Source organism: Catenulispora subtropica, assembly GCF_039531675.1.
Classification (GTDB): Bacteria; Actinomycetota; Actinomycetes; order Streptomycetales; family Catenulisporaceae; genus Catenulispora; species Catenulispora subtropica.
In genome coordinates this window covers 1-23,803 of the sequence record NZ_BAAAQM010000002.1, presented here as the reverse complement: position 1 = coordinate 23,803, position 23,803 = coordinate 1, and the positions used below count along the sequence as shown (strand labels likewise).

Below are 23,803 nucleotides of genomic sequence, written 5' to 3'. Positions count from 1 at the left end.
GGAGCGGGGCCCCTGGAATCACTCCAGGGGCCCCGTTCCGTCTTCCGTCTTCTTCCGTCTTCTTCCGTCTACTCCCGCCTACACCTTCCCGGTGAGCACCGCCGCCAGGTAGGCGTCCACGTCCCCGCTCGCCCGGGCCCGCAGCATCGTCCGCGTCCACGCGCGCCGCTCGTGGTCGATGACCGCCAGCTCCCACACGCAACCGGCCTGCCGCGCCGGGCAGCGCGCGATGTCCGCCGGTTCCGAGAACGGCGCCGAGTACGCGGCTGTGGAGAGCAGACAGCCGTAGGACCACCAGCCGACCACGTACGAGTAATTGCTCAAGGTGCGGTGGACGATCACGAACCCGACTCCGTAGCGGCCGCCGCCGACGCCGGGCCGCGGCAGCGCCTCGGCCGCCGCGCGGGACGCGCCGTCGTGGGCCGCCGGATCCGGGTCGTCCGATTCGGAGTCGGGGACGGCGGACAGCGCGTGCAGCTTCACCCGCCAGTCGTCGATCCGGAGCAGGCCGAGCGGCCGCACCCTCCGCGGGTGGTAGCGGACCGCCCCGAGTGCCTCTGTCATGAGGCAGGATGCTGGCACAGGCCGGTACCCGTCTCAATACTCTTCAGAAGCATTCACCCGGTGCGGGAGGACGGGCTCAGCCCATCAGCGCCTCGACCAACCACTCCACCAGCGCGCCGAGCCAGTGGTACATCACCACTATCTCGTAGCGCTCGTCGTCCGGCTGGATCCGCTCGAACGGGTTGTCGTCGTCGTCCTCGATCTCCAGCCAGACCGCGAGCACCAGCCGGATGTCGTTCACCGCGCCGAGCCAGACCTGTGCCTGCTCGGCGTCCAGCCACACCTTGTCGCCGGGTGTGTAGCCCTCCAGGTCGGCCAGCACCTGCCGGGCCGCGGCGCGCTTGCCCTCGCGCAGGTCCGGCTCGGTGAGCCGGCGGAACTCGCTGGCCTCGTCGGCGTCCTCGTACGCGTTCGGGAACAGCCGGGCCAGCGCCGGGTTGTCCGGCTTCTTCACCGGGCCGTCGGCGATCCCCAGGGCCGCGGCCAGCGGGTCCGGATCGGTGCCGAGCGGGTCCTCCTCGTCGAGCAGCGCCAGCTGCCCGTTCAGCAGGAAGCGGAGCACCCCGGCCTGGCCGTCGGTGAACGCGCCGACGATCCGCCCGGAGCGGTGGGCCTCGAAAGGCTGGAGCACTTGTTCCCCGATCTGTTCTCAGCCGTCCTGGCGCTGCACGGTCGCCCACAAACCGTAGCCGTGCATCGCGGCCACGTCCTTCTCCATCTGCTCGCGTCCGCCGCTGGACACTATCGCCTTGCCGAGGTCGTGGACCTCCCGCATCAGGCGCTCGGCCTTGCCCTTGGAGTAGCCGAAATAGGTCATGAACACGTAGGTCACGTAGCTCATCAGGTTGACGGGATCGTTCCACACCACCGTGACCCACACGGGGTCCGTCAACGGTGCGGACCGGGTTTCCTCCCCAGCCTCCGGATCGACCTCCACCGGCGCGACACTCATCCCACCAGACTACGCTGATAGATCGTGAACAGCACCGCGCTCCTCACCGACCACTACGAACTCACCATGCTGCAGGGCGCCCTGGCCAGCGGGGCCGCCCACCGCCGCTCGGTGTTCGAGGTCTTCGCCCGGCGCCTGCCCGACGGGCGCCGCTACGGGGTGGCCGCCGGCGTCGGCCGCCTTCTGGACGCGTTGGAGGACTTCCGCTTCGACGCCGCGATCTGCGACTTCCTGCACGAGAACGGCGTGGTCGACGAGACCACCCGGGACTGGCTGGCCGGCTACCGGTTCAGCGGCGACGTGCACGGCTACGCGGAGGGCGAGTGCTACTTCCCCGGCTCCCCGCTGCTGATCGTCGAGTCCACCTTCGCCGAGGCGGTGCTGCTGGAGACGCTGGTGCTGTCGGTGCTGAACCACGACAGCGCCATCGCCTCCGCGGCCTCCCGGATGACCTCGGCGGCGATGGGCCGGCCGTGCCTGGAGATGGGCTCGCGGCGCACGCACGAGGAGGCCGCGGTCGCGGCCGCCCGCGCGGCGTACCTGGCCGGCTTCTCCGCGTCCTCCAACCTGGAGGCCCGGCGCCGCTTCGGCGTGCCGACCGCCGGCACCTCGGCGCACGCGTTCGTCCTGCTGCACGACAGCGAACGCCAGGCCTTCAGCGTCCAGGTGGACAGCCTCGGCAAGGGCACCACACTGCTGGTCGACACCTACGACGTGGCCGAGGCGGTCCGGGTCGCGGTCGAGGTGGCCGGACCGGATCTGGGCGCGGTGCGCCTGGACTCCGGCGACCTGCTGTGGATGGCGCACCGGGTGCGCCGCCAGCTGGACGACCTCGGGGCCAAGCAGACCAAGATCGTCGTGACCTCGGACCTGGACGAGTACCAGCTGGCGGCGCTGGCCGCCGCCCCGGTGGACTCCTACGGCGTCGGCACCGCGCTGGTCACGGGCTCCGGCGCCCCCACCGTGGGCCTGGTCTACAAGCTGGTGGCGCGCGCGGCCGACACCGAACCCGGCACGCCGATGGTCCCGGTGGCGAAGAAGTCCTCTGAGAAGGCCACCCGCGGCGGACGCAAGTACGCCTTCCGGCGGATCGGCTCCGACGGCGTGGCGCAGGAGGAGGTCATCGGCACCGGCACAGCGCCGGAATCGGTCCGCGCCGAAGGCCGCGACCTGCTGATGCAGTACGTCGCCAAGGGCGAGGTGATCGCCCGACCGACTCTGGCCGAGATCCGCGCCCGGCACGAGGCCTCGCGCGCCGAGCTTCCCCCGTGGTCGACGCAGCTGTCGCGCGGCGAGCCGGCGATCCCTACCGTGTATCAGAGCTAGCGGACGGCGGAGTCGGTGGACGGCGAAGGAGGACGAGCATGACGCGCGCGCTGATCGTGATCGACGTGCAGAACGACTTCTGCGAGGGCGGCTCACTACCGGTGTCGGGCGGCGCGGCGGTGGCCGCGGGCGTGACCGAGCTGCTGTCCGGCCCGGACCGCGGCGGCTTCGACCAGGTGGTCGCCACCCGTGACTGGCACACCGACCCGGGCCCGCACTTCGCGGCCGAACCGGACTACGTCACCAGCTGGCCGGCGCACTGCGTGGCCGGCACGAAGGGCGCCGAGTTCCATCCGGACTTCGACCGCTCACACGTCGACGAGATCTTCTCCAAGGGCGCGTCGTCCGCCGCCTACAGCGGATTCGAGGCCGTGGACGGCGCCGACACGCTGCTCGGCGACTGGCTGCGGGAGCGCGGCGTGGACGAGGTGGACCTGGTCGGGCTCGCCACCGACCACTGCGTGCGGGCCACGGCGTTGGACGCGGTGCGCCAGGGATTCCGGACGCGGGTGCTGGCGGACCTGGCCGCCGGGGTGGCCGAGGCGACGACCGCGGCCGCGGTCGCGGAGATGCGCGAGGCGGGCGTGGAGTTCGTTTCCGCGGAGCGCGACTGAGAGCTGATCGTCCGAGGGCTGCCGGTCCGAGGGCTGTCCGTCTCGCGGGCGGACCGAATCCGGCTGGCCGCGAGGACCTGTCTCCGGGCACCATGGCGGGCATGGCGGGCATGGCGGGGAAGCCGGGGACACTGGAGCTCAGGACCCGGATAAGCCGTGTCGCCCTGGAGGGCCGCGAGTACCGGGTGATCCGGCCGGACCGGCCCGAGGCCCGCATGGTCCTGCTCGACCAGGACGTGTGGCTCGGCGGGTACGCCGACCGTCCGGCGATCAAGCAGCTGGTGACCCTGTGGGCGCTGGCCGCCGGGTCACCTCGGTCGCTGGTCTATGTGCCGATGCGGCAGAACACGACGCCCTGCGAGGGCCGCAAGCTGGACCTGGTGCTGGCGCACCACTCGGTCCAGTTCCGGCCGTCGCGCTGGACGGCGCTGCGGGCCCGGCTCGGCACCGGTGCACCGCACACCGTCCGGATCCCCGACCCCGGGACTCCCGACCTCGACTACTCCCGGTACTGGCACCGGGAGAACCGCGACTTCCCGTTCTACGACAACGCCGCCGACACCTTGTTCATCGCCGGGAGCCGCGAGGCCTTCCGCCGCGACGCCGTCGATCTGCGGAAGCTGCTGGCCGCGACCGCCGACTGCGCGCCGTCCGAGCACGCGTGCGCCGAACTCGAGGCCGGGCGGTGGCCGGATTTCGCAACCCGGCACGGGACGCCGAGCCGGCTCCACTTGCAGTACGAGCCCACGGGCTGGTGAGCGTGCCGCCTGAGCCCGCCAGCCTTCAGCGGGTGCGCCGCCGCTTCAGCCGCGACCAGTACAGAACCGCCACCACCAGCAGCACCACGACCATCCCCCCGAGGTAAGCCCCGGAGGTGCCGTCGAGCACGTTCATCTTGGTCGGCACGGTGATGGTCGCCGCGAGCTTGTCCTCGCGGTCGTGCACCGACTGCAGCAGCAGATAGGCGAGCGGCACGATGCCGATCGCCGAGATCGCCAGCACGGCCGCGGCGTGGCCGATCCGCTCCAGAGGACCGGTCTTCACCACGACCTTCGGCGCCTGCTTCTTCGGCCCGCGCTGAACACCGTCGAGGCCCGTGCGCCCGGCGCCCGAGGTGCCGCCGGCGTCGTCGGCGCCCTTCGGCCCGGTGGTGATCTCGGGCCCGTCGAACGGCTTGCCGTCCGGGCGCAGCAGGCGGATGCGCAGCGACTGGCTCGTGGCGGCGACCTGGGCCGGGGTCATGCTCGGGGCCGTGTGCGGGACGCCGGGTCCGCTGAGGGAGATGCCCATACCGCCCAGGCCCGAGGCGTTGGCGACCGGCGGGGCCGGGAAGCCCGGGGGCGGAGCGGGCATCGGCGTCGGGACGTCGAAGCTCGTCTCGGACATCGACGGCGGCGTCGGGAACGCGGGGGGTTGCGGCTGCTCCGGCGCCGGGAAACCGGGCTGGGACGGCGACGGCCCGTCGTCGAAGGCCGTCTCGGACACACCCCGGGGCACGGAGAAGGCAAGGCTCTGTGATTCCGACTCGAACTCCGGCTCCGGCGGCAGCAGGTCGTCGAAGTTCACGTCGGCCAGCACCGGAGGCGGAGAGAACGCGGGCGCCTGGGACCGCACCGGCTCGGTAGCCTCGGTCGCGTCGGTTGTCTCGGTCGCTTCGGTCGGCTCGGTCGGCGTCGCCCCATCATCCGCGCTCTGCTCCCCGACCCCGTCCGGCATCGGCTTGCTGGACCCCGGCACCCACCGCGAGCCGTCCCAATACCGGATGTATCCGGGCACTGAGGGATCAGGGTAATAACCGGGTCGCGGTGCACTCTCCACGATCGCCGAGCCTAGAACACCGGCACCGAAGGTTGCACCGGTGCCGGGATTCCTTACGCAACCTTGGGGAACCCCGCCACCGGCGCCATGACCAACTTGTACGACCCGCTCCTACGACAACTGCTGGATGCCCTCGCGGGACTACAGGTTGCCGCGACGCTCCTGCTCGCGCTCGATGGCCTCGAACAGCGCCTTGAAGTTGCCCTTGCCGAAGCCCTGGCTGCCGTGGCGCTCGATGAGCTCGAAGAACACCGTCGGGCGGTCCTGGACCGGCTTGGTGAAGATCTGCAGCAGGTAGCCCTCCTCGTCGCGGTCGACGAGGATCTTGCGCTTCTGCAGCTCCTCGACCGGCACGCGGACGGTCCCGATGCGGGACCGCAGCTCCGGGTCCTCGTAATAGGAGTCCGGGGTGTCCAGGAACTCCACGCCGGCCGCGCGCATGGCGTCCACGGTGGCCAGGATGTCGCCGGTGTTCAGGGCGATGTGCTGCACGCCGGGGCCGCCGTAGAACTCGAGGTACTCGTCGATCTGCGACTTCTTCTTCGCGATCGCCGGCTCGTTCAGCGGGAACTTCACCTTGCGGGTGCCGTCGGCGACCACCTTCGACATCAGCGCCGAGTAGTCGGTGGCGATGTCGTCGCCGACGAACTCGGCCATGTTCGTGAAGCCCATGACCTGGTGGTAGAACTCCACCCATTCGTCCATCTTGCCCAGCTCGACGTTGCCGACGCAGTGGTCGATGGCCTGGAAGACACGGGCGTTCGGCTCGACGAGCGGCGCGCGCTCGACGTAGCCGGGGGCGTAGACGCCCTTGTAGTTCGAGCGGTCGACCAGCGTGTGGCGGGTCTCGCCGTAGGTGGCGATGGCGGCGCGGACCAGGACGCCGTGCTCGTCCTCCAGCTCGTGCGGCTTCTCCAGGCCGGTGGCACCGTGCTCGACGGCGTACTCGTAGGCGGCGTAGACGTCCGGGACCGCGATGGCCAGGTCGATCACGCCGTCGCCGTGCTCGGCGACGTGGCGGGCGATGTCGGTGCCCGGGCGGACCGAGCCCTGGAGCACGAAGCGGGCGCTGCCGGACTCCAGGACGTAGGCCACGCGGTCGGGGCGGCCGGTCTCGGGCCCGGAGTAGGCGACGACCTTCATGCCGAAGGCGGTGGAGTAGTAGTGGGCGGCCTGCTTGGCGTTGCCCACGGCGAAGACGACGGCGTCCATTCCCTTGACCGGGAACGGGTCCGTGGCGGTCGGGGTGGCGGTGCCGGCAGCGGCGGCGGCGTTATCGGTCATGCTCTCAGCTTCAGTCCGTCGATCAAAGTGCGCAATGGCGGACCTGAGAGCTATACAATCTGTCCAGCCAGATCGGCTACCAGCGGGTATCTCTGTACAGTGTGACCACCGCCACAGGGCCTGCGGACCGACTTCGAGGGGAATCCACCGTTATGACCGCCTCCGAGACCTCCATCGACGCCCTCGACGCCCGATTGCTGGCGCTGCTCACCGAGGAGCCGCGGATCGGGATCCTGGAGGCGTCGCGGCGCCTGGGAGTGGCGCGCGGGACCGTGCAGGCGCGGATGGACCGGTTGCAGGCGCGCGGCGTGGTGCGCGGTTTCGGGCCGGAGATCGACCCGGCGGCGCTGGGCTACGGGGTGACGGCGTTCGCGACGCTGGAGATCGCGCAGGGCCGGGGCCCAGAGGTCCGCGAGCACCTGGCGGCGATCCCGGAGCTGCTGGAGATGCACACCATCACCGGCGTCGGGGACATGCTGTGCCGGATCGTCGCGCGGTCCAACGCCGACCTCCAGCGGGTGATCGACGCCCTGGTGTCGTTCCAGGGCATCACGCGGACCTCGACCGTGGTGGCGATGGCGAACCCGGTGCCGTACCGGGTCCTCCCTCTGACGGCGGCTTGCGCGGCCGAGCGCTGAGCGGTAACGGGGCTTTCTCAGGAGTCTCATGAGAGTACCGCCGTCACGGCTTGCCAAAACTTCGCTACCAGGGCCTCCGCCGATCCGCTACGTTGGCTGCGTGGCCGCGCCGACCGAGGAAGAAGTCCCACCCCCGACCCCTCTCCACCGGCCCCGGCCGTGGTGGTCCCGGCTGGTCCTGGCGGTGTCGACGCTCGCCATCGCGGCCACCGCGCTGTACCACCTGACGATCACGTTCCTGACGAACTCGCCCTCGAACACGGTCAGCACCAAGTTCGCCGAGCCGATCGGCAAGTGGGTCTACCCCTGGTTCGAGCAGAACTGGCGGTTGTTCGCCCCGAACCCGATGTCACAGAACTTCACCATCGAGACGCGGGTGGCGAGCGACTGCTACAAGAACGTCACCCCTTGGTACAACTTGTCGCAGATGGACTACGCCACCATCCTGCACAACCCGTTCCCGGGCCACACCGAGCAGAACGAGCTGCGCCGCGCCTGGACCGACGGCTACTCCGCCACCCATGACCAATCCGACGTCGGCACCACGGGCCGCGCCGAGATGATGCGGGAGTACCTCGTGGGCATCGCCCTGGAGCGGGTCCGGCCGCTGAGCGGCAAGGACGGCGTCCCCTCCGGCGCCATCACGAGCATCGAGTTCCGGGTGACCACCACCGACATCCCGCCGGCCGACGACCCGCACCAGGCGCAGCAGCCCTCGGTGCACGTCATCCCGTGGCGCCAGATCTCCCCGGACACCGTCTCCTACGGCTGCCCGAACGGGAGCGTGGCGCCGTGACGACAGAGACCGCCGACACCGGCGGCGCCGACGGCACCGCGGTGCCGTCCACCCCGTCCGAGCTGTCCACCCCGTCCGAGCCGTCCGAGCCGTCCGCCGCGATCGCGCCGGCCCGGCCCGCGTTCCGGCAGAACCCGCTGACGTGGAGCGCCGACCGGGCCCGGACCGCCTTCACCCGCCTGACCACCTACGCGGTGGCGCTGTACGGCACCGCGGTCCTGCGCATCGGCTACGGCTCGCTGTACCTGATCTTCCTGCTGCACGAATACCCTCGGCACGACGCCCTGTGGGGTCCGGACGCCCCCTGGACGCCGGCCCTGAACCAGCGCTTCGCGAACGACCCCGGCCTGGACTGGTTCGCCCTCGACCGCTGGTGGTACACGTTCCTCGGGCACGGCGGCCGCACCTGGTTCGAGGTCTGGTACCACGTCGCCATCGTCGTCTGCCTGGCGGTCGCCCTGGGCTGGCGCACCCGCTTCACCTCGATCTGCTTCGCGCTCACCATCATGGCGTTCACCGGTCGCAACGTCTTCCTCACCGACGGCGGCGACAACATCATGGGGCTGATGGCCATCTACCTGGCCTTCACCCGGTCCGGTGCCCGCTGGTCCCTGGACGCGCGGCGCAAGCGGCGGCAGGCCGAGGCCCGGGCCGCGCAGGGAGTGCCGGAGTTCGCGTGGCCGGACACCCCGAGCGGCCGTGCCTGGGCCGAGATCGACCGCCTGCGCGACGAGATCGTCACCTTCCTGCACAACGCCGCCGTCCTGGTGATCGCGGCCCAGATCTGCGTGGTGTACGCCGCTGCCGGGCTCTACAAGTCGCAGGGCTCCTACTGGCAGAACGGCACGGCTCTTTACTACACGCTGCACCTGGACTGGTTCCGGCCCTGGCCCGGCCTGTCCGACTTCATGGCCGGCCAGAGCGTGATGATCGCGATCGTGGCCTACCTGACCGTGTTCGTGCAGATCGCCTTCCCGTTCGCGGTGTTCAGCCGCTGGCTGAAGTATCCGTGCTTGGTGGCCCTGCTCGGCATGCACTTCTCGATCGCGGTCGTGATGGGCCTGCCGCTGTTCTCGGCCGCGATGATGGTCGGCGACGCGGTGTTCCTTCCGGAGCCGATCTGGCGGTGGATCGGCCACCGGGTCCGCCGCGTGCTGACAAGTCTGCGGGACCGGCTCCCTACGCCGCCCCGCCCCGCTCCAGCCACTCCGCGAAGTCCGGAACTGTCCGCACTCCCCCATCAAGCACAGCCTCATAAATCACCGTCCCGTTGACGGAACGGCCGTACTCCGGACGCGGCGTCCACTCCTCCTTGATCCGCAGAATGGCCGCCCGCGTCTCGTCCGTGAGGCGTGGCAGCAGCGTCCGCAGATGGACCAGATCCGGCTGCCGCTGCGGCTGGTCCACGAACCACAGGTCCAGGCTCCAGTCCCGCGGCCGCGCCGAGCGATAGCGCACTTGCAGGAACAACCCGTCCGGATACACGTCGGGCTCCTTGTTCCAGCTGCCGGTGTCGTCCCGGAACGTCACCTGCCACACCCGCTCGTGCCGGGCCAGTTTCGTCGCCAGTTGCGTCACGGCGTCGAAGGTCGCCACGTCCAGCGCGGAGCACGCGGTGGTGACGTCGATGTCCGGCTTCACCATCACCCCCAACGCCGAACTCCCGGTCCGGATCGGGTCCCCCACCGCCTCCAGCCCCGCGACGAGCCCCAGATCGTCCACCACGGCCTCGGCCTCCCCCTGCAGAAGCCGCTCACGCCGGAACAGATCAGCATCAATGGTCACTCCCCGAGTATGGCCCCCGGACCCCCTCACCCTCATCGCGCGAAACGCCGTCGGGCGCCCCTTAAGCTGCGCCTATGACCCGCACCGGCCCCACGCCCGAACCGGAAACCTCCCAAACCCTGGACCGCGGCATCCGGGTCCTCACCGCCCTGGCCGACTCGACCACCGGCCTCACCGTCGCCCAACTGGCCGAACGCGTGGGCGCGCCGCGGACGGCGGGCTACCGCCTCGTCGCGACCCTTGAGGCGCACGGGCTCGCACGGCGGGACAGCGAGGGACGGGTCCACCTCGGCATGGGGGTGCTGCGCCTGGCCGCACGCGTGCACCCGCTGCTCCGGCAGGCGGCGGCGCCGGCGCTGCGGCGCCTGGCGGAGGCGGTGGGGGCCACGGCGCACCTGACGGTCGCGGAAGGCACGGACGCGCTGGCGATCGCGGTGGTGGAGCCGACGTGGACGGACTATCACATGGCCTACCGCGTCGGATCACGTCACCGGCTGGGCCAGGGGGCCGCGGGGAAGGCGATCCTGCTGGGGCGGGCGGCGGCCCAGGATCCGGCGGCGGCGGCGTTCACGGTCAGCGAGGGCGAACTGCAGCCTGGCGCCCATGGGATCGCGGCGCCGATCCACGACGTGCCGGGGCTGGAGGCGAGCATCGGCGTGGTGTCGTTCGCGCCGTTGGACGCGGCGAAGGTGGCGCCGCGGGTGATTCAGGCGGCCTCGGAGGTCTCGGCGGCGCTGAGGTAGGAACGCCTCCTACTCCCGCTCGACCAGCTCGAAGACCCGCAGCTCGCGCCCGCTTCGTTCCGTGTAGATGTCGTAGGCGGGCCAGGTCGTCGTCAGGACCGGCCAGATGGCCTCCCGCTCCTCGCCTTCCAGCAGCCGTGCCGTCACCAGAATCCGCCTGCCCTTGATGGTCAGCATCGCGTCCGGGTTGGCTATCAGGTTCCCCGACCACGCGGGATGGTGCTCCTGCCCCCAGTTCGACCCCGTCAGGTAGTACTTCTCCTGATACCCCACGTACAGCAGCGCGACAGAGCGTTCCTTCCCCGTCTTCCTCCCGATCGTGGTCAGCAGCAACCCGGTGAAACCTGACGCGCTCATGCTGCCGACCCTGCCGCGAGTCGCCTTGTAGAGCACCTTGTCGATGTGCGGGATGGTCCGCTTACCGATGGCGGGGAACCAGCTCTGGCGTGCGATGAGCTGGACCGTCTTCTTCATCGCCTTGGGGGTCATGGCGCGGAGTATGGCATCTGACGCTGCATCAGAAAAGCCCGCCTTCCTTCTGTACCTACTAGTATGTACGATCAGCCGTGTGGACACAGCGGATCGCCTCATAGAGAGCACCAGGGAACTCCTCTGGGAACGCGGCTACGTCGGCACCAGCCCGAAAGCCATCCAGCAACGGGCCGGCGCGGGCCAGGGCAGCATGTACCACCACTTCGCCGGCAAGCCCGCGCTGGCCCTCGCGGCCATCGAGCGCACCGCCGCGGAGATGACCGCCAGAGCCGAGGCGCAGTTCGGCGGCCCCGGAACCGCGAAGCAGCGCCTCCTGGCGTACCTCCACCGCGAGCGCGACGTGCTCCGAGGGTGCCCGATCGGCGGACTCACTCAGGACCCTGACATCATGGCCGACCCGCGGCTGCGGGCGCCGGTCACCGGGACCCTCGCCTGGCTGCGCGGCCGCATCGCCGACCTCGTCGCCGAGGGAGTCGCGTCCGGGGAGTTCGCCCCGGCCCTCGACCCGATCCGCACCGCGACCACCATCGTCGCCGTCATGCAGGGCGGCTACGTCCTCGCCCGGGCGGCGGACGACCCCTCCCTGTTCGACGACGCGATCGCCGGCCTCCTCCCCCTGCTTGGAGAACTCTGATGTACGCGATGCAGTACGAGATTTCCGTGCCCGCCGACTACGACATGGCGATCCTCCGCGACCGGGTGGCGAAGGCCGCCCCGATGCTCGACGACCGCGCGGGCCTCGGACTCAAGGCCTACGTGATCCGCGAACTCGCCGACGGTTCCCCGGTGAACCAGTACGCCCCCTTCTATCTCTGGAACGACACCGCGGCCATGAGCCGCTTCCTCTTCGCGGGCGCGGGTTTCGAGCGCATCATCCGCAGCTTCGGCCGGGTCACGGTCCGGCAGTGGACCGGCCTGGCCCGCTTCGCCGGACCGGCGATGGCCGGGAACGCCGCCGCGGCGGCGTCCCGGCGCACCCGCCCCGTACCGGTCTTCGACGACACGCTCAGCACGTGGATCGAGGAGATCGCGGCCGAGGCCGAGGACCTGGCCGGGCGCGACGACGCCCACACCGTCGCGCTCGCCATCGACCCGACCCGCTGGGAGCTGGTCGAGTTCGCCCTCTGGGCCGACGCCGTCCCCGCGGACGTCGCGGCCACGGCCACCGAGCGGTACCAGGTCCTTCACATCTCCAGGCCCGAGCTCGCCGCGCTCCCCAAGGGACTGCTCCGGTAGCGACCCGGCGTAGTCCCCAGCGCCTTGCGGAACGTCTCGATGAACGCGCTCGGCGTCGGGAACCCGCAGGCGGCGGCGACGGCGGTGACCGACTCGCCGCCGGCCAGCAACGCCAGCGAATGCTGCAGGCGCAGCTGCGCCCGCCACTGGGGGAAGGTCATCCCGGTCTCCGCGCGGAACAGGCGGCTCAACGTCCGCTCCCCGGCGCCGGCCGCACGACCGAGATCGGCCAGCGGGCGCGGGTCCGCGGGATCGTCGGCGAGAATCCGCGCGACCGTGCGCAGGCGATCGTCGCGCGGCCACGGCAGGCACAGCGGCAGCTCGGAGACCCGTCGCAGCCGGTCCAGCGCCACCCGCTCCAGATGGCGGCGCTGCGGCGGGTCCGGGTCCTCGGCGGTGAGCGCCGCGATCACCTCGCGCAGCAACGGATCCACGGCCAGCACGGTCGGGCGGTCCAACTGGAGCGGGTTGGTCGCGGCCGGGAAGATCAGGGTCCGCATTTCCGTCGGTCCGTGCGCCCGGTGCGCGTGCGGCACCGCCGCCGGGATCCACGCCGCGCGATGCGGCGGCACGATCCACACCCCGAGCGGTGTCGCCACCTCCAGAATCCCGTGCAGCGGATAGCACAGCTGGTTCACATCGTGGTCATGCCAGTCCACCGACTCGCCCGGCAGCAACGGCCGCCGCGTGGGGCCGGTCAGGATCAGGCGGTTTTCCGACATCATTCGGCAGCATAACGAAAGCCCGACAGCGGGACGCCGCGAGATCGTCGCAGCATGAGCAGGAATCAGGACACGCTCCGGGCCGTACCTCAAGACCGACCACGGACACCGACGCCGGCCGAGAGCCCCCCTCGACCTCTGAAGCGCATGTCCCTCTGGGGCACCGCCCACGCCATAGACGACCTCTACCAGGGCCTCGTCCCCGCCACGGTCCCGTATTTCGTGCTGGAGCGGCATTACAGCTACCTCGCAGCGTCGGGTCTCACCCTCGCCGCCACCCTCGGCAGCGCGCTCCCCCAGCCCGCCGTCGGTCTCGCCGTCGACCGCTGGCGTCTCCCTCACCTCGCGGCGATCGGCGTCGCGATAGCCGGCACCGGGCTGGGGCTCTCCGGCGTCGCCGGCCCCTATGCCCTCGTCTGGCTGTGCATCCTGCTGTCGGGGCTCGGCGTCGCCATGTTCCACCCGGCCGCCGGTCGCAGTGCCCGGGAGGCGGCGGGCGACAGCGCGGCGGCCATGAGCATCTTCGCGGCCGGCGGCAGCGTCGGCTTCTTCCTGGCGCCGGTCCTGGCGACTCCGGCCCTCAACGCCTGGGGTGTCGGCGCCACCGCCCTGTTCATCCCGCCCGCGTGGCTGATCGCGTTCGTCCTCCTCAGGCACCACGCCGCGGGCAAGGCCAAGCAGCCGCACCACCGAGCGGCCGTGCAGGGCCCCGACCGCTGGCGTCCCTTCGCCGCGCTCACCGGGATCGAGGTCGTCCGCTCGGCCGCCTTCTTCGGCATCAACACGTTCATCGAGCTCTACTGGCTCAAGTACCTGCACGCCTCGCGTACCCTCGCGGGCACGGCCCTGGCCTGCTTCCTCATCGGCGGCGTCGCGGGCACCCTGCTCGGCGGCCGGGTCGCGGACCGTATCGGCATGGTGCGAACGGTCCAGCTCGGCGGAGCCCTCACCGTGCCGATGCTCGTCGCGCTCCGCGTGTGTCCCGGCGCGATCGCCCCGCTGGCTTTTGCCACACTCACCGGCCTCGCCCTCAACATCCCGTTCGCCGTGCTGGTGAAACTCGGCCAGGACTACCTTCCGGGACGCCCTGGAACCGCAGCCGGCGTCACGCTCGGCCTCGGGGTCAGCGCCGGCGGCCTCATGGCGCCCGTCTTCGGTCTGATCGCCGAACGCCACGGTCCTCAGGGGGTGCTGACCGCGTTGTGCCTGGTCCCCGTCGCCGGACTCATACTCGGTGTACTCCTCCGGGAGCCGGTGCGATCATCGGGCCCATGACTTCGGCGACGATCATCCGCCCGGCCCGGCCCGACGAGGCCGGAGTCCTCACCGATCTCGTGCTGCGCTCCAAGGCTTACTGGGGCTACAGCGAGGAGTTCATGGAGAGCTGCCGAGCAGAGCTGACCGTCCGTCCGGAGGACGTCGTCGCGAAGCGCACCACCGTCGCCACCACCGACGACGGCCGCATCGTCGGTGTCGCCATGTTCACCGGGGAGCCCCCGCACGGCGAGCTCGACGGGCTGTTCGTCGCCCCCGAAGCCATCGGCAAGGGGTACGGCAGCAGGCTCTTCCACCACGTGGCCGACACCGCGCGCGCCGCCGGCCACCCCTGCCTGGAACTGACCGCCGACCCCAACGCGGAGCCCTTTTACGAAGCTCTGGGCGCGGTGCGCATCGGCACCGAACCATCCGGGTCCATTCCCGGACGCGTCCTGAACCGCTACTCCTACCGGCTCTGAGAACGGCGAGCCGGGCCTGTCAGGAGTAGCCGCCCTCGGCGGCCCAGCGCCGCACCATGTCGATCCTCTTCTGCAGCTGCGTCGCCGTAGCCTGCGCCACCGCCGGCCCGCCGCACGTGCGTCGCAGCTCGCCGTGGATCGTGCCGTGCGGCTTGCCCGTCTTGTGGTGCCACGCCCCGACCAGCCCCTGCAGCTCCTTGCGCAGCTCCAGCAACTGCTTGCGCGTCATCACCGGCCGTTCTTCGGCCCCGACGATCGCCTCGGCCTGCGACCGCAGCAGCGCCTTCTTGCGGGCGCTCGTCAGGTGCATCTGCTGCCGCTTGGCCAGCAGCATCTTGATGTGCTCCGGTTCCAGCAGGCCCGGCAGCCCGAGGTATTCGGCCTCTTCCCGCGATCCCGGGTCGGCCGGCAGCCCGAACTCCGCACCGTCGTAGAGGACACGGTCGAACTCGGCCTCTGAGTTCAGGGCCTGGAAGGTGAACAGGTCCTCGTCGTACCCCTGCTCCTTCTGCGTGCGGTTCGCCTCGGCGAGCAGCGCCTCTTCCTCGCCCCACACGTCCTCGGTCGTCGTGGCCTGCGTGGGCTTGTCCAGCGAGTGGTCGCGCTCCTTCTCCAGCTCGTTCGCGAACTGCAGCAGGTTCGGGATCGACGGCAGGAACACCGACGCCGTCTCGCCGTGCCGGCGCGCGCGCACGAAGCGCCCGACCGCCTGCGCGAAGAACAGCGGCGTGGAGATGCCGGTGGCGTAGACGCCGACCGCCAGGCGCGGCACGTCGACGCCTTCGGACACCATGCGCACCGCGACCATCCACCGGTCGTCGTTGCCGGAGAACTCGGTGATCCGCGCCGACGCCGTCGGGTCGTCCGACACGACGACGGTGGGACGCTGGCCGGTGATGTCCTTGAGGATGTCCGCGTAGGCACGCGCCGCGCCCTGGTCGGTGGCGATCACCAGCCCGCCCGCGTCCGGGATGGCGCGCCGCACCTCGCGCAGCCGCCGGTCGGCGGCCCGCAACACCTGCGGCATCCAGTCCCCGGCCGGGTCCAGGGCGGTGCGCCAGGCCTGCTTCACCGCGTCCTGCGTCATCGGCTCGTTGAGCTGCATGGCGATCTCGTCGCCGGCCTTGGTGCGCCAGCGCATCCGGCCGGCGTAGGAGAGGAACACCACCGGCCGCACGACGCCGTCGGACAGTGCCGAGCCGTAGCCGTACGTGTAGTCGGCGACGCTGCGGCGGACGCCCTCGCGGTCCGGCGCGTAGCTGACGAAGGGGATCGGGTTGGTGTCCGACCGGAACGGGGTCCCGGTCAGCGCCAGCCGGCGCGCGGCCGGCTCGAACGCCTCGTAGGCCGCCTCGCCCCAGGACTTGGAGTCGCCGGCGTGGTGGATCTCGTCCAGGATCACCAGGGTCCTGCGGCCCTCGACGCGGCGCCGGTGCAGCATCGGGTGCGCCGCGACGCCGGCGTAGGTGACGGCGATCCCCTGGTAGTCGCGCGACGTGCCGCCGCTCGCCCCGCTGTAGTTCGGGTCGATCCTTATCCCGACGCGGTGCGCCGCTTCGGCCCACTGCGTCTTCAGGTGCTCGGTCGGCGCGACGATCGTGATGGTGTTCACCACGTGCCGGTCCAGCAGTTCGGTGGCGATCCGGAGCGCGAAGGTGGTCTTGCCGGCGCCGGGCGTCGCCACCGCGAGGAAGTCGCGCGGCTCGCGCGTCATGTACTCGTCCAGTGCCGCCTGCTGCCAGGCTCGCAGCCGCGAGGCGGTACCGCGGACGGCCCGCTCCGGATAGGCCGGGGATAGATGGGAGGCCGCCGAAATGCTCACGGAGCCTCCTCTTGTTGTCCACCCGCTGCCGTACGTCTTGCGGTCTCACCACTTCGAAACACCCCGTGAGGACCGACCCCCGAGACTACCTCAACCCAGCACCCACCATGCTCGATCAGGCCGCAACGGCAGGCGAAGCGGTGAACCGGCGCCGGGATCGCCGACGGCGTCGCGGATCGCGGCCAGCACCGCGGCCGGGGTCGCCATCACCGCCAGGTCGCCGACCGGCTTCATGCCGCCCAGCGGCGGCGCGGCCACCGGCAGGCCGTCCGGCCCGATCTCGTCCTTGGCGTCGGCCGCGGTCTCCAGCAGCGCGGCCACCACCACCTCCGGGGAGTCCATCGGCGACGGCTCGCCCCAGCCGAACGGCAGATCGGCGCCCTCGGACAGGACCAGGCCGCTGCCGGCGACGGCGCCGGAGGCGACGCGGGACTCGGCGCGCTCGCGCACCACGACGCGGCCGGCGTCCTGGGCCACCGCGAGCTGCACCACGTTCGCCAGACCGAGTTCGGTGTCCACGTCGACCACCGCGCGGACCGCTCCGACGGCCACGCTGGCGGCGTCCGAGGTGCCGGTCAGGGTGGGCATCGTCAGCATCCTGAACTCGCCGTCGCCGCGCACCACGCGCCCGGGCGGCAGGCACTGGCGGTAGGCGTCGGCCAGCGGCAGGCGGAAGACGTCGTCGTGGGAGAGCAGGTGGCCGTCGGCGACCTTCAGCAGGCCGCCGTCCACGCCGATGTGCTCGGCCAGCGGCCGGAACAGCTTGGCGCGGGCCTGTCTGGCCGCGGCCTCGACGGCGCTGCCGTGCACCCACGCCGGGTGGGTCACGGCCGCCGACGACGGCAGCGAGCCGGGGTCCTCCGGCGCGCGCACCGCGACCCGCTCCGCCGGGATGCCGAGGGTGCGCTCGACGGTGACGCGGATCAGGTCGTGCAGGCCCGAGCCGGTCTCCACGGCCGAGCAGGCGACGGTGGCGGCCGGTCCGGCCGGGGTCTGCGACACCAGCACGACGGCGGTCGCGTACTCGCCCTGCTGCGCCGGGTTCGACAGGTCGGCCATGCCCAGCGCCACCCCCACGCCGCGCCGGATGCGCGTCAGCTCGCCGGTGCGGCCGACGGTGCCGGGGTACTCGCGGATGTCCGGGCCGGGCGGGAAGTTCGGCATCGGGGTGTCCAGCACCTCGTGCAGGCAGTCCGGGATCGGGACCGGCGCGGCGGCCGGCTTGCCGAGCGGGTCGGCGGCGTCCGGGACCAGGTCGCCGGGGCGCAGCAGGTTGCGGAGCCGGACCTCCAGGCCGCCCAGGCCCACCGCCGAGCCCGCGGCGTCCATCTGGGCCTCGTACGCGGCGCAGGTGAGCGCCCCGCCGCCGCCCCGGACCCGGCCGGACGGCGGGTTGTTGGTGCGGACCACGCGGCCGGTGATGTGGACGTTCGGCACCCGGTAGGGGCCGATCGCCAGGCGACAGGCCTCGTCGAGGACGTCGACGGTGGTCGAGGCGTAGGCGCCGCCGTCCAGCAGGATGTCGGCCTCGACGGCGACCAGGCTGCCGTCGTCGGCGACCACGTGCTTGTAGCGCAGCCGCGCGGCCGGGCGGCCGGGGTGCGCCGGCGCGTCGCGCGGCACCACGGCCTTGACCGGGCGGCCGGTGGCCAGCGCCAGCAGCGCCGCCTGCACCTGGAGGCCGACGTCCTCGCGGTGGGTGTCGGCGCCGCCGACCCGGGTGGGGATGACGTGCACCTTCTCCACCGGCAGGCCCAGGCACTGGGCCACCACCTCGCGGTCGCCGCGCGGGGAGACGGTGGCCACGTAGATCTCGATGCCGCGCTCGCCGTTGGGGACCGCGATCACCGCGGCCGGGGCGCCGGGGCGGGCGTCGACGGCGTCGAAGGCGTATTCGCCCTCGACCACCTTCAGCCCGGCCACCTCGGCGGTCTCCGGGTCCAGCAGCGCGCCGGGCTCGGTGCCGAAGACCAGTGAGGTGGCGTGCAGGACGTTGCCGTCGGGGTGGATCGGCGGGGCGGTCGAGGCCTGGTCCGGATCGTGCAGCGGGCGCAGCGGGTCCCAGATCACGCGGACGCGTTCGGCCGCGGCGCGGGCCAGCGCCGGGTGCTCGGCGGCCACCACGGCGACCGGCTCGCCGACGTAGCGGGCCACGTCGGCGGCCAGCACCGGCTGGTCGATGGAGCGGGTGCCGTGGAAGTTGTAGCCGGGCATGTCGGCCGCGGACAGCACGGCGTGCACGCCGGGGATGGCGCGCGCGCCGCGCAGGTCGAGGCCGCGGATCGCGGCGCTGGCGTGCGGAGAGCGGGTGACGCCCATCCAGAGCATGCCGTCGGCGCGCAGGTCGGCGGGGAACTTGGGCTCGGTCACGGGGCGGCGGCCTCCGGTCGGCGGGCCGGGTCGACGAGGTCCGCGTCGTCGGGGTCCGGCGAGGCGCCGGAGCCGGCGGCCGCGCCGCCCTCCGCCTCCTTCGCCAGCGCGACCGCCTCGATCCAGTGCCCGGACTCGGAGCACCGGCAGATCACGCCGGACAGCGCCTCGCGCACCGCGGCCGGCCCGGGGTCCGGGTTGCGTCGCAGCAGGCTGGTGATCGCGACCGCCAGGCCCGGCGCGCAGAACCCGCAGGGGCCGGCGCCGGCCGCGGCGACGGCGGCGCGGGCGGCGTCGAAGCCCGGGTCGCGCGGCGTGCGCACGTCCCGCTCCACGGCCGCCACGGCGGGCACCAGGCAGGCCGCCGCGGGGGTGTCGTCGACGGTGACCAGACAGGCCCCGCACTCGCCGGCGCCGCAGCCGTCGCGCGGCTCGTCGAAGTCCAGGCGCTCGCGGAGCACGGCGAGCAGCGAGTCGCCGATCCACACCTGCGGCACGGGGTATTCGTGCCCGTCGACGCGCAGCGTCAGACCCACGGTCGGCCATTCCGCCGCCGGTTCGCTCACCGCTGGTTCACTGCTTTCGTCCCCCTCGCCCGACGGCTCTCACTGGTCCTGGCCCTTCGCCTGCTCCGCCCGCTCCACCCGCTGTTTGGCCCGCTGGAAGTCGGCCCGGCGCTGGAGCTCCCGCACCTGGTCCAGCCAGCCCAGCGGGGGCAGGGCGCGCAGCAGCAGGCGGCGGGCGCAGATCTCGGCGGCCTTCCGACGATACGGGTCGCCGCCCCCGCCGAGCGTCCCGGCCCCGTCGCCGTACACCAGCGACTCGGCGACCAGGCGTCCGAAGGTCTCGTACACCGCCGGGTCCGGTATCGCGCCGGCGTCCCAGTCGACCTGGTCGGCCAGCCACCGGTCGGCGTGGTCGGCGCGCAGCAGCGTGGGCAGCCCGGCCCGGCCGGTGCCGCTCGGCAGCGCGGCCTGCGCCATGGCGCCGACGACGCACGTGGCGCTGCGGCGCGCCGGGTCGACGGCCAGCGTCGTGGACAGGATCGCGCGGGAGGTGCCGCCGCGGACGCCGATCTTCATGAAGCCCTGCATCCCGCGCACCACCGGCACCCGCGCCCCGACGACCAGCTCACCGGGGGTCAGCTGCGGCACGCCGTCGCGGTCGTAGAAGTCGAACACGGACACCGTCCGCACCCCGCCGACCGACGCCACCAGCACCTCGGCCCCGAGCGCGGCCAGCACCACCGGCAGGTCCGCCGACGCCGGGCCGACCATCAGGTTCCCGCCGAGCGTGGCCGCGGCGCGGATGTGCGGCGCCCCGACGGTCCGCGCCGCCTGCGCCACGGCCGGCACCTGGGCCCGCAGCTCCTGGCGCTGCATCTCGGTGAGGGTGAGCCCGGCGTGCAGCAGCACCTCGCCCGGACCCGGCGACCACCCGCGCAGCTCGGCGCAGCGGTGGAGGGTGACGATGGCGCCCGGGTGCCGCCGGCCGGCGGTGATGTCGGGCATGACGACGGTGCCGCCGGCGACGATCACGGCGTCCGGCCGCGCGGCCAGCACCTGCACCGCCTCGACCACGCTCGTCGGGCCGAACAGCGCCGGGACGGCCGCGACGGCGGAGCCGCCGAGGCCGGTGGCGAAGGCTTCGCCGGTCGGCGTCGCGGACGCGGACTCGGCGGCCGTCGCCGAGGCGAAGGCGGGGGCGAAACCGCCGGTGGCGGCCGGATCGGACGCGGCGGAGAAAGCGCCGCTCGCGGCTTGGCCGGGCACCGGTCCGTCGGCCGGACCGGCGGCGAACTGACCGCCGACCGCGGCCGTGACCGTCGGCGTGCCCGCGGTTTGGCCGAACACCGATACCGGCGTGCCGACCGCACCGGTGGCGAACCAGCTCCCGGCAACAGGCGTCGGCTCGCTCACGGCCTGACTCACGGCCTGGCCGGGCATCGGCGCGTCGGCCGGACCGGCAGCGAACCGGCTCCCGGCTTCCTGCGTCGGCACCCTCGCAGCCTGACCGAAACCCGACTCGCGCTCAGAACCGTGAGGACCGCTGGAACCGGCACCGAAAACCGGCACGCCTCCCGAACCGTGAGGACCGCTGGAACCGGCACCGAACTCACCCCCGACAGCACCGGTCGGCGCACCGCCCGAGCCGTGGCCGCCGGTCCGGTACGGATCGGTGATCCCACCGGCCGGAGCGCTGTACCCACCCCGCGTGACCGCCGCGAACTGGCCGCTCGAGGCGAGGTCGAACGCGTCGCCGTCGCCGGGCTGCGGGGCCCAGACGACCCCGTCGGCGTCGTCGGTCAGCTCGAACGTGCCCAGCTCGAAGCCGGGGCGCTCGGCCCCGCCGCCGAACTCGGCGCGGGTCGGCACCGCGTGGCCGTCCGGCGGCAAGGCGCCGCCGATCCCGGCTCCGCCGCCGGCGGCGAACCCCCCGCCGGGCGGCCCGAAGGCGTCCGGCCCCATGTCCCCGGTCAGTTGGTCCCGCCGTCGCCGTCGTCGCCGCCGCCGGGCTCCAGACCCTCGAAGATCTCCTTGCATTCCGGGCACACGGGGAAGCGGCTCGGATCGCGGGAGGGCACCCACACCTTGCCGCACAGGGCGGTCAGGGGTGTCCCGAACACCGACGCCTCCATGATCTTGTCCCGCTCGGCGTAGTGCGCGAAGCGCTCCTCGTCACCCGGGTCGTAGCGGTAGTCGGACTCGACGCGTTCCTCGACGATCGTCGAGCCGCCCGTGTCCGGTTCGAAAGTCGGCGTGCTCATGCTCTCGAGTCTATGCCGCGCCGCACCCCTCCCAGCAGGGAATGAGTGCGGCGCAGCTCAGAGGCCCGGTTTCGGCGTGGCTGGACGGCTCAGCCGTGCAGGTACACGATCCCGAGCTGGTTCAGCTTCCACAGCTGGTTCGCCGCACCGGTGTACGGCCGCAGCTCGACCACCGGGTTGCCGGCCCCGTCGGTGCCGCTGCCGATGGTGGCCACCAGGCTCTGGTTCTGGGACGCCGCGATCGCGTAGTAGCCGCCGCCCTCGGGCTGGAAGAACCAGCGCTGGTTGCCGCCGCCGTTGCAGCCCCACTGCTCCAGCTTCACGCCGGCCGCCGCGGTCCCGCCGGTGGCGTCCAGGCACATGTTCCGGTTGCCGCTGAAGTCCACCTCGTACGAGCCGCCGGACTTGATCTCCATGACGAACGACTGGTTCAGCCCGCCGGTGACCGGATAGGTGATCAGCGGCCGGCCGTTCGTGGAGTCGCCGTCGGTGCCCCCGCCGGAGAAGTCCAGCACGTTGCCGTTCGCCTTGCTGGTCAGCTGGAACCAGCCGCCGTCGTCGACCTGGTCCATCCACGGCTGCCCCGGGGCCAGCGGCCGGATCGAGGTGCCGTCCTGCTGGTTCAGGGTGCAGTAGGCCTCGGCGCCGGTGGATGTGTAGAACTGCGCCAGGCAGGCGCCCTCACCCTGATAACCCGCCACCCGCAGGTGATACGACTGCCGGATCTCGTTCTCGCAGATCAGGCCACCGAACAGCACCTGCCGGTCGCACCCGTTGCGGGTCAGCTCGGAGACGTCGATGAAGTCGCCGTTGGTGTACTCGTACGGCGACGACGTGAACTCGGCGCACACCTCGTGCCCGTAGCTGACACGCCGCTGGTCCAGGTACCGCACCCCGGGCACCTGCTCCGCGGCCGCGCGCAGCGTGTCGTCGAACAGCGGCACGATGAAGTTGTGGCCCCACGCGCCGTCCTCGGTGTACCCGGGGCAGCCGTTGGCGACCTTCGCGAGGTAGTTGTCGACCCCGCTGCGCAGGTCCGGTGTGATCGGCGTGAAGTAGGACTGGAACACCAGCTGGTAGTCGCCGTCGGCGTACCCGGCGTCGCGCATGGTGTCGCGCACGTCCTCGATCGCGGCCACCACCTTCGGCTGCACCGCGGCCGCCCGCCGGTAGATCTCGGCGTTGCCGATGCTGGTGCGGCACGGGGTGCCGTTGGTCGGGAAGTAGGCCTGGATGCAGGCCTCCATGATCCCGGTGAAGTCGAAGTCGTCGTTGGCGCCGATGGTCAGGACGACCATCTTGACGTCGTTCGCCTTCGCGATGCCCGCCAGCTGCGCGTCCTGCTTGGGCTCGCCGAAGTCGCCGCTGCCGCCCCCGGTGATCGCCGCGTACTGCGGAAGGGAGGCGATGTCCCCGGTCTGGGCGCCGGAGCAGGCGATGTCGAAGGCCGTGACGCCGCTGAGCCCGGTGTCGAAGATCTCGGACTTCGGGCTGCGGTGGCAGTAGTCCGACGGCCCGTCCGTCGGCGGGATGAAGTCGTCGCTCGTGTCGGTCCCGGCGCCCTCGCCGGAGATCGCGCTGTCGCCCATCGCGACGATCGCGGCGGGACCCGAATGAGTGACGGCCTGGGCGGTGCCGCTCCAGGTGGTCACCAGCGCCCCGCTGAGCGCGGCGGCGGTGGCGAGGGCGGTCAGGGATCTGCGTCTGGTTCTGTTCACCGAGTGCTCCTTGCAGGTGGGAGGTGCCAGGAGGAGTGGAACATGACGATCGCTCATATATTACTGACCCGTCGGTAACGAACAAGGGGCCTGACGGAAAAGCACCGGCGGGCGGAGCGCCACGGCGAGATCACGGCGCAGATCCGGTCACAATGGTCGGAACCGCAATGAATGGACTGATGTCGTGACCGAGACCCCGAACACTCCGCCGGACCCGAACGCCGGACAGCCGCCGGGCCCGGCGGGCGGACAGCCCGCTTCGCCGCCGCCCCCGCCACCGCCGGGCGGGGCGACCCCGCCGCCGGCGTCGCAGACTCCGCAGACTCCGCAGAGCCCGCCGCCGGGTCAGCCGGGTCAGCCGGCCGAGCCGGGCCGGCCGACGCAGCCCACGCCGGTGCCGCCGGCCGCCGGCGCCGCGGA

General features: G+C 72.1%; 25 protein-coding genes and 1 pseudogene. 12 read left to right on the top strand and 14 right to left on the bottom strand.

Annotated elements, in window-relative coordinates; all coding sequences use genetic code 11:
• Positions 1 to 78 precede the first annotated feature (78 nt).
• From ABD466_RS02235 to clpS, 3 genes are all read right to left on the bottom strand, one after another.
• Positions 79 to 564: a hypothetical protein gene (locus tag ABD466_RS02235; protein WP_344655196.1), complete on the bottom strand. Its 486-nt coding sequence runs from the start codon at positions 562 to 564 to the stop codon at positions 79 to 81.
• 76 nt (positions 565 to 640) lie between these two features.
• The gene (locus ABD466_RS02230; RefSeq protein WP_344655195.1) at positions 641 to 1,195 is read right to left on the bottom strand and encodes a DUF2017 domain-containing protein; all 555 of its coding nucleotides are present in this window, start codon (positions 1,193 to 1,195) and stop codon (positions 641 to 643) included.
• 18 nt (positions 1,196 to 1,213) lie between these two features.
• A complete protein-coding gene (gene clpS, locus ABD466_RS02225) occupies positions 1,214 to 1,516 on the bottom strand; it encodes an ATP-dependent Clp protease adapter ClpS (RefSeq protein ID WP_344655194.1) in 303 nt (100 codons plus the stop codon).
• A 24-nt stretch (positions 1,517 to 1,540) separates the two neighbouring features.
• Between clpS and ABD466_RS02220 the strand changes: the two genes are divergently transcribed.
• The 3 genes from ABD466_RS02220 to ABD466_RS02210 all read left to right on the top strand — a co-directional run bounded on the left by ABD466_RS02220 (position 1,541) and on the right by ABD466_RS02210 (position 4,214).
• Positions 1,541 to 2,842 (top strand): nicotinate phosphoribosyltransferase, encoded by a 1,302-nt coding sequence (locus ABD466_RS02220; RefSeq protein ID WP_344655193.1) that lies wholly within the window; start codon positions 1,541 to 1,543, stop codon positions 2,840 to 2,842.
• A gap of 38 nt (positions 2,843 to 2,880) precedes the next feature.
• Complete coding sequence (locus tag ABD466_RS02215) at positions 2,881 to 3,456, top strand: isochorismatase family protein (RefSeq protein ID WP_344655192.1); 576 nt, start codon at positions 2,881 to 2,883, stop codon at positions 3,454 to 3,456.
• Positions 3,457 to 3,557: 101 nt separating this feature from the next.
• Entirely contained in the window at positions 3,558 to 4,214 is a 657-nt protein-coding gene (locus tag ABD466_RS02210; RefSeq protein ID WP_344655191.1) for a hypothetical protein, read from the top strand.
• Between the two features lie 25 nt (positions 4,215 to 4,239).
• On the opposite strand, the gene ABD466_RS02205 is transcribed toward ABD466_RS02210, so the two are convergent.
• Both ABD466_RS02205 and hppD read right to left on the bottom strand, forming a co-directional pair.
• On the bottom strand, positions 4,240 to 5,232 hold the full coding sequence (locus ABD466_RS02205; RefSeq protein ID WP_425558516.1) for a hypothetical protein: 993 nt from the start codon (positions 5,230 to 5,232) through the stop codon (positions 4,240 to 4,242).
• A gap of 183 nt (positions 5,233 to 5,415) precedes the next feature.
• Positions 5,416 to 6,558, bottom strand: a complete 1,143-nt coding sequence (hppD, locus tag ABD466_RS02200; RefSeq protein ID WP_344655189.1) for a 4-hydroxyphenylpyruvate dioxygenase — start codon at positions 6,556 to 6,558, stop codon at positions 5,416 to 5,418.
• A 152-nt stretch (positions 6,559 to 6,710) separates the two neighbouring features.
• On the opposite strand from hppD, the gene ABD466_RS02195 reads away from it, so the two are divergent.
• The 3 genes from ABD466_RS02195 (at position 6,711) to ABD466_RS02185 (ending at position 9,266) form a co-directional block, all read left to right on the top strand.
• Entirely contained in the window at positions 6,711 to 7,196 is a 486-nt protein-coding gene (locus ABD466_RS02195) for an Lrp/AsnC family transcriptional regulator (RefSeq protein ID WP_344655188.1), read from the top strand.
• Between the two features lie 100 nt (positions 7,197 to 7,296).
• Positions 7,297 to 7,992: a DUF5819 family protein gene (locus tag ABD466_RS02190; RefSeq protein WP_344655187.1), complete on the top strand. Its 696-nt coding sequence runs from the start codon at positions 7,297 to 7,299 to the stop codon at positions 7,990 to 7,992.
• A complete protein-coding gene (locus ABD466_RS02185) occupies positions 7,989 to 9,266 on the top strand; it encodes an HTTM domain-containing protein (protein WP_344655186.1) in 1,278 nt (425 codons plus the stop codon). The genes ABD466_RS02190 and ABD466_RS02185 overlap by 4 nt, the downstream gene beginning before the upstream one ends.
• On the opposite strand, the gene ABD466_RS02180 is transcribed toward ABD466_RS02185, so the two are convergent.
• Positions 9,172 to 9,777: a hypothetical protein gene (locus ABD466_RS02180; RefSeq protein WP_344655185.1), complete on the bottom strand. Its 606-nt coding sequence runs from the start codon at positions 9,775 to 9,777 to the stop codon at positions 9,172 to 9,174. The genes ABD466_RS02185 and ABD466_RS02180 overlap by 95 nt on opposite strands.
• Before the next feature lie 74 nt (positions 9,778 to 9,851).
• Between ABD466_RS02180 and ABD466_RS02175 the strand changes: the two genes are divergently transcribed.
• A complete protein-coding gene (locus ABD466_RS02175; RefSeq protein WP_344655184.1) occupies positions 9,852 to 10,520 on the top strand; it encodes an IclR family transcriptional regulator in 669 nt (222 codons plus the stop codon).
• A 9-nt stretch (positions 10,521 to 10,529) separates the two neighbouring features.
• On the opposite strand, the gene ABD466_RS02170 is transcribed toward ABD466_RS02175, so the two are convergent.
• Positions 10,530 to 11,009, bottom strand: coding sequence for a nitroreductase family deazaflavin-dependent oxidoreductase (locus ABD466_RS02170; RefSeq protein WP_344655183.1), 480 nt, complete (start codon positions 11,007 to 11,009; stop codon positions 10,530 to 10,532).
• Positions 11,010 to 11,088: 79 nt separating this feature from the next.
• On the opposite strand from ABD466_RS02170, the gene ABD466_RS02165 reads away from it, so the two are divergent.
• Positions 11,089 to 11,646 (top strand): TetR/AcrR family transcriptional regulator, encoded by a 558-nt coding sequence (locus ABD466_RS02165; RefSeq protein WP_344655182.1) that lies wholly within the window; start codon positions 11,089 to 11,091, stop codon positions 11,644 to 11,646.
• Positions 11,646 to 12,248: a DUF4865 family protein gene (locus ABD466_RS02160; RefSeq protein WP_344655181.1), complete on the top strand. Its 603-nt coding sequence runs from the start codon at positions 11,646 to 11,648 to the stop codon at positions 12,246 to 12,248. The genes ABD466_RS02165 and ABD466_RS02160 overlap by 1 nt, the downstream gene beginning before the upstream one ends.
• Here ABD466_RS02160 and ABD466_RS02155 read toward each other — a convergent pair.
• Positions 12,197 to 12,970: an AraC family transcriptional regulator gene (locus tag ABD466_RS02155; protein ID WP_344655180.1), complete on the bottom strand. Its 774-nt coding sequence runs from the start codon at positions 12,968 to 12,970 to the stop codon at positions 12,197 to 12,199. The two genes, ABD466_RS02160 and ABD466_RS02155, sit on opposite strands and share 52 nt — an antisense overlap.
• Positions 12,971 to 13,024: 54 nt before the next feature.
• Here ABD466_RS02155 and ABD466_RS02150 point away from each other — a divergent pair, with 54 nt between their 5' ends.
• Positions 13,025 to 14,245, top strand: a complete 1,221-nt coding sequence (locus tag ABD466_RS02150) for an MFS transporter (RefSeq protein WP_425558515.1) — start codon at positions 13,025 to 13,027, stop codon at positions 14,243 to 14,245.
• Positions 14,242 to 14,706, top strand: a complete 465-nt coding sequence (locus ABD466_RS02145; protein ID WP_344655178.1) for a GNAT family N-acetyltransferase — start codon at positions 14,242 to 14,244, stop codon at positions 14,704 to 14,706. Before ABD466_RS02150 ends, ABD466_RS02145 begins: the two co-directional genes overlap by 4 nt.
• 19 nt (positions 14,707 to 14,725) lie before the next feature.
• Here the strand turns inward: ABD466_RS02145 and ABD466_RS02140 are convergent, their stop codons facing one another.
• From ABD466_RS02140 to ABD466_RS02115, 6 genes are all read right to left on the bottom strand, one after another.
• Positions 14,726 to 16,528, bottom strand: coding sequence for a DEAD/DEAH box helicase (locus tag ABD466_RS02140; RefSeq protein WP_344655177.1), 1,803 nt, complete (start codon positions 16,526 to 16,528; stop codon positions 14,726 to 14,728).
• A gap of 90 nt (positions 16,529 to 16,618) precedes the next feature.
• Entirely contained in the window at positions 16,619 to 18,898 is a 2,280-nt protein-coding gene (locus ABD466_RS02135; protein WP_344655176.1) for a xanthine dehydrogenase family protein molybdopterin-binding subunit, read from the bottom strand.
• Entirely contained in the window at positions 18,895 to 19,464 is a 570-nt protein-coding gene (locus tag ABD466_RS02130; RefSeq protein ID WP_344655175.1) for a (2Fe-2S)-binding protein, read from the bottom strand. Before ABD466_RS02130 ends, ABD466_RS02135 begins: the two co-directional genes overlap by 4 nt.
• A 39-nt stretch (positions 19,465 to 19,503) precedes the next feature.
• On the bottom strand, positions 19,504 to 21,366 hold the full coding sequence (locus ABD466_RS02125) for an FAD binding domain-containing protein (protein WP_344655174.1): 1,863 nt from the start codon (positions 21,364 to 21,366) through the stop codon (positions 19,504 to 19,506).
• Between the two features lie 8 nt (positions 21,367 to 21,374).
• Positions 21,375 to 21,665, bottom strand: coding sequence for a DUF3039 domain-containing protein (locus ABD466_RS02120; RefSeq protein ID WP_344655173.1), 291 nt, complete (start codon positions 21,663 to 21,665; stop codon positions 21,375 to 21,377).
• Between the two features lie 89 nt (positions 21,666 to 21,754).
• Positions 21,755 to 23,383 (bottom strand): RICIN domain-containing protein, encoded by a 1,629-nt coding sequence (locus ABD466_RS02115; RefSeq protein ID WP_344655172.1) that lies wholly within the window; start codon positions 23,381 to 23,383, stop codon positions 21,755 to 21,757.
• Positions 23,384 to 23,567: 184 nt separating this feature from the next.
• Between ABD466_RS02115 and ABD466_RS02110 the strand changes: the two are divergent.
• Positions 23,568 to 23,803: pseudogene (locus tag ABD466_RS02110) on the top strand (hypothetical protein); the annotation flags it as partial.

What these genes read in the sequence shown, in the direction of transcription:
- ABD466_RS02145 (WP_344655178.1), top strand. Translation starts at nt 14,242, where the DNA reads ATGACTTCGGCGACGATCATCCGCCCGGCCCGGCCCGACGAGGCCGGA.
- ABD466_RS02195 (WP_344655188.1), top strand. Translation starts at nt 6,711, where the DNA reads ATGACCGCCTCCGAGACCTCCATCGACGCCCTCGACGCCCGATTGCTG.
- ABD466_RS02120 (WP_344655173.1), bottom strand. Translation starts at nt 21,665, where the DNA reads ATGAGCACGCCGACTTTCGAACCGGACACGGGCGGCTCGACGATCGTC.
- ABD466_RS02155 (WP_344655180.1), bottom strand. Translation starts at nt 12,970, where the DNA reads ATGTCGGAAAACCGCCTGATCCTGACCGGCCCCACGCGGCGGCCGTTG.
- ABD466_RS02235 (WP_344655196.1), bottom strand. Translation starts at nt 564, where the DNA reads ATGACAGAGGCACTCGGGGCGGTCCGCTACCACCCGCGGAGGGTGCGG.
- ABD466_RS02160 (WP_344655181.1), top strand. Translation starts at nt 11,646, where the DNA reads ATGTACGCGATGCAGTACGAGATTTCCGTGCCCGCCGACTACGACATG.
- ABD466_RS02125 (WP_344655174.1), bottom strand. Translation starts at nt 21,366, where the DNA reads ATGGGGCCGGACGCCTTCGGGCCGCCCGGCGGGGGGTTCGCCGCCGGC.
- clpS (WP_344655194.1), bottom strand. Translation starts at nt 1,516, where the DNA reads ATGAGTGTCGCGCCGGTGGAGGTCGATCCGGAGGCTGGGGAGGAAACC.
- ABD466_RS02215 (WP_344655192.1), top strand. Translation starts at nt 2,881, where the DNA reads ATGACGCGCGCGCTGATCGTGATCGACGTGCAGAACGACTTCTGCGAG.
- ABD466_RS02175 (WP_344655184.1), top strand. Translation starts at nt 9,852, where the DNA reads ATGACCCGCACCGGCCCCACGCCCGAACCGGAAACCTCCCAAACCCTG.
- hppD (WP_344655189.1), bottom strand. Translation starts at nt 6,558, where the DNA reads ATGACCGATAACGCCGCCGCCGCTGCCGGCACCGCCACCCCGACCGCC.
- ABD466_RS02170 (WP_344655183.1), bottom strand. Translation starts at nt 11,009, where the DNA reads ATGACCCCCAAGGCGATGAAGAAGACGGTCCAGCTCATCGCACGCCAG.
- ABD466_RS02210 (WP_344655191.1), top strand. Translation starts at nt 3,558, where the DNA reads ATGGCGGGCATGGCGGGGAAGCCGGGGACACTGGAGCTCAGGACCCGG.
- ABD466_RS02150 (WP_425558515.1), top strand. Translation starts at nt 13,025, where the DNA reads ATGAGCAGGAATCAGGACACGCTCCGGGCCGTACCTCAAGACCGACCA.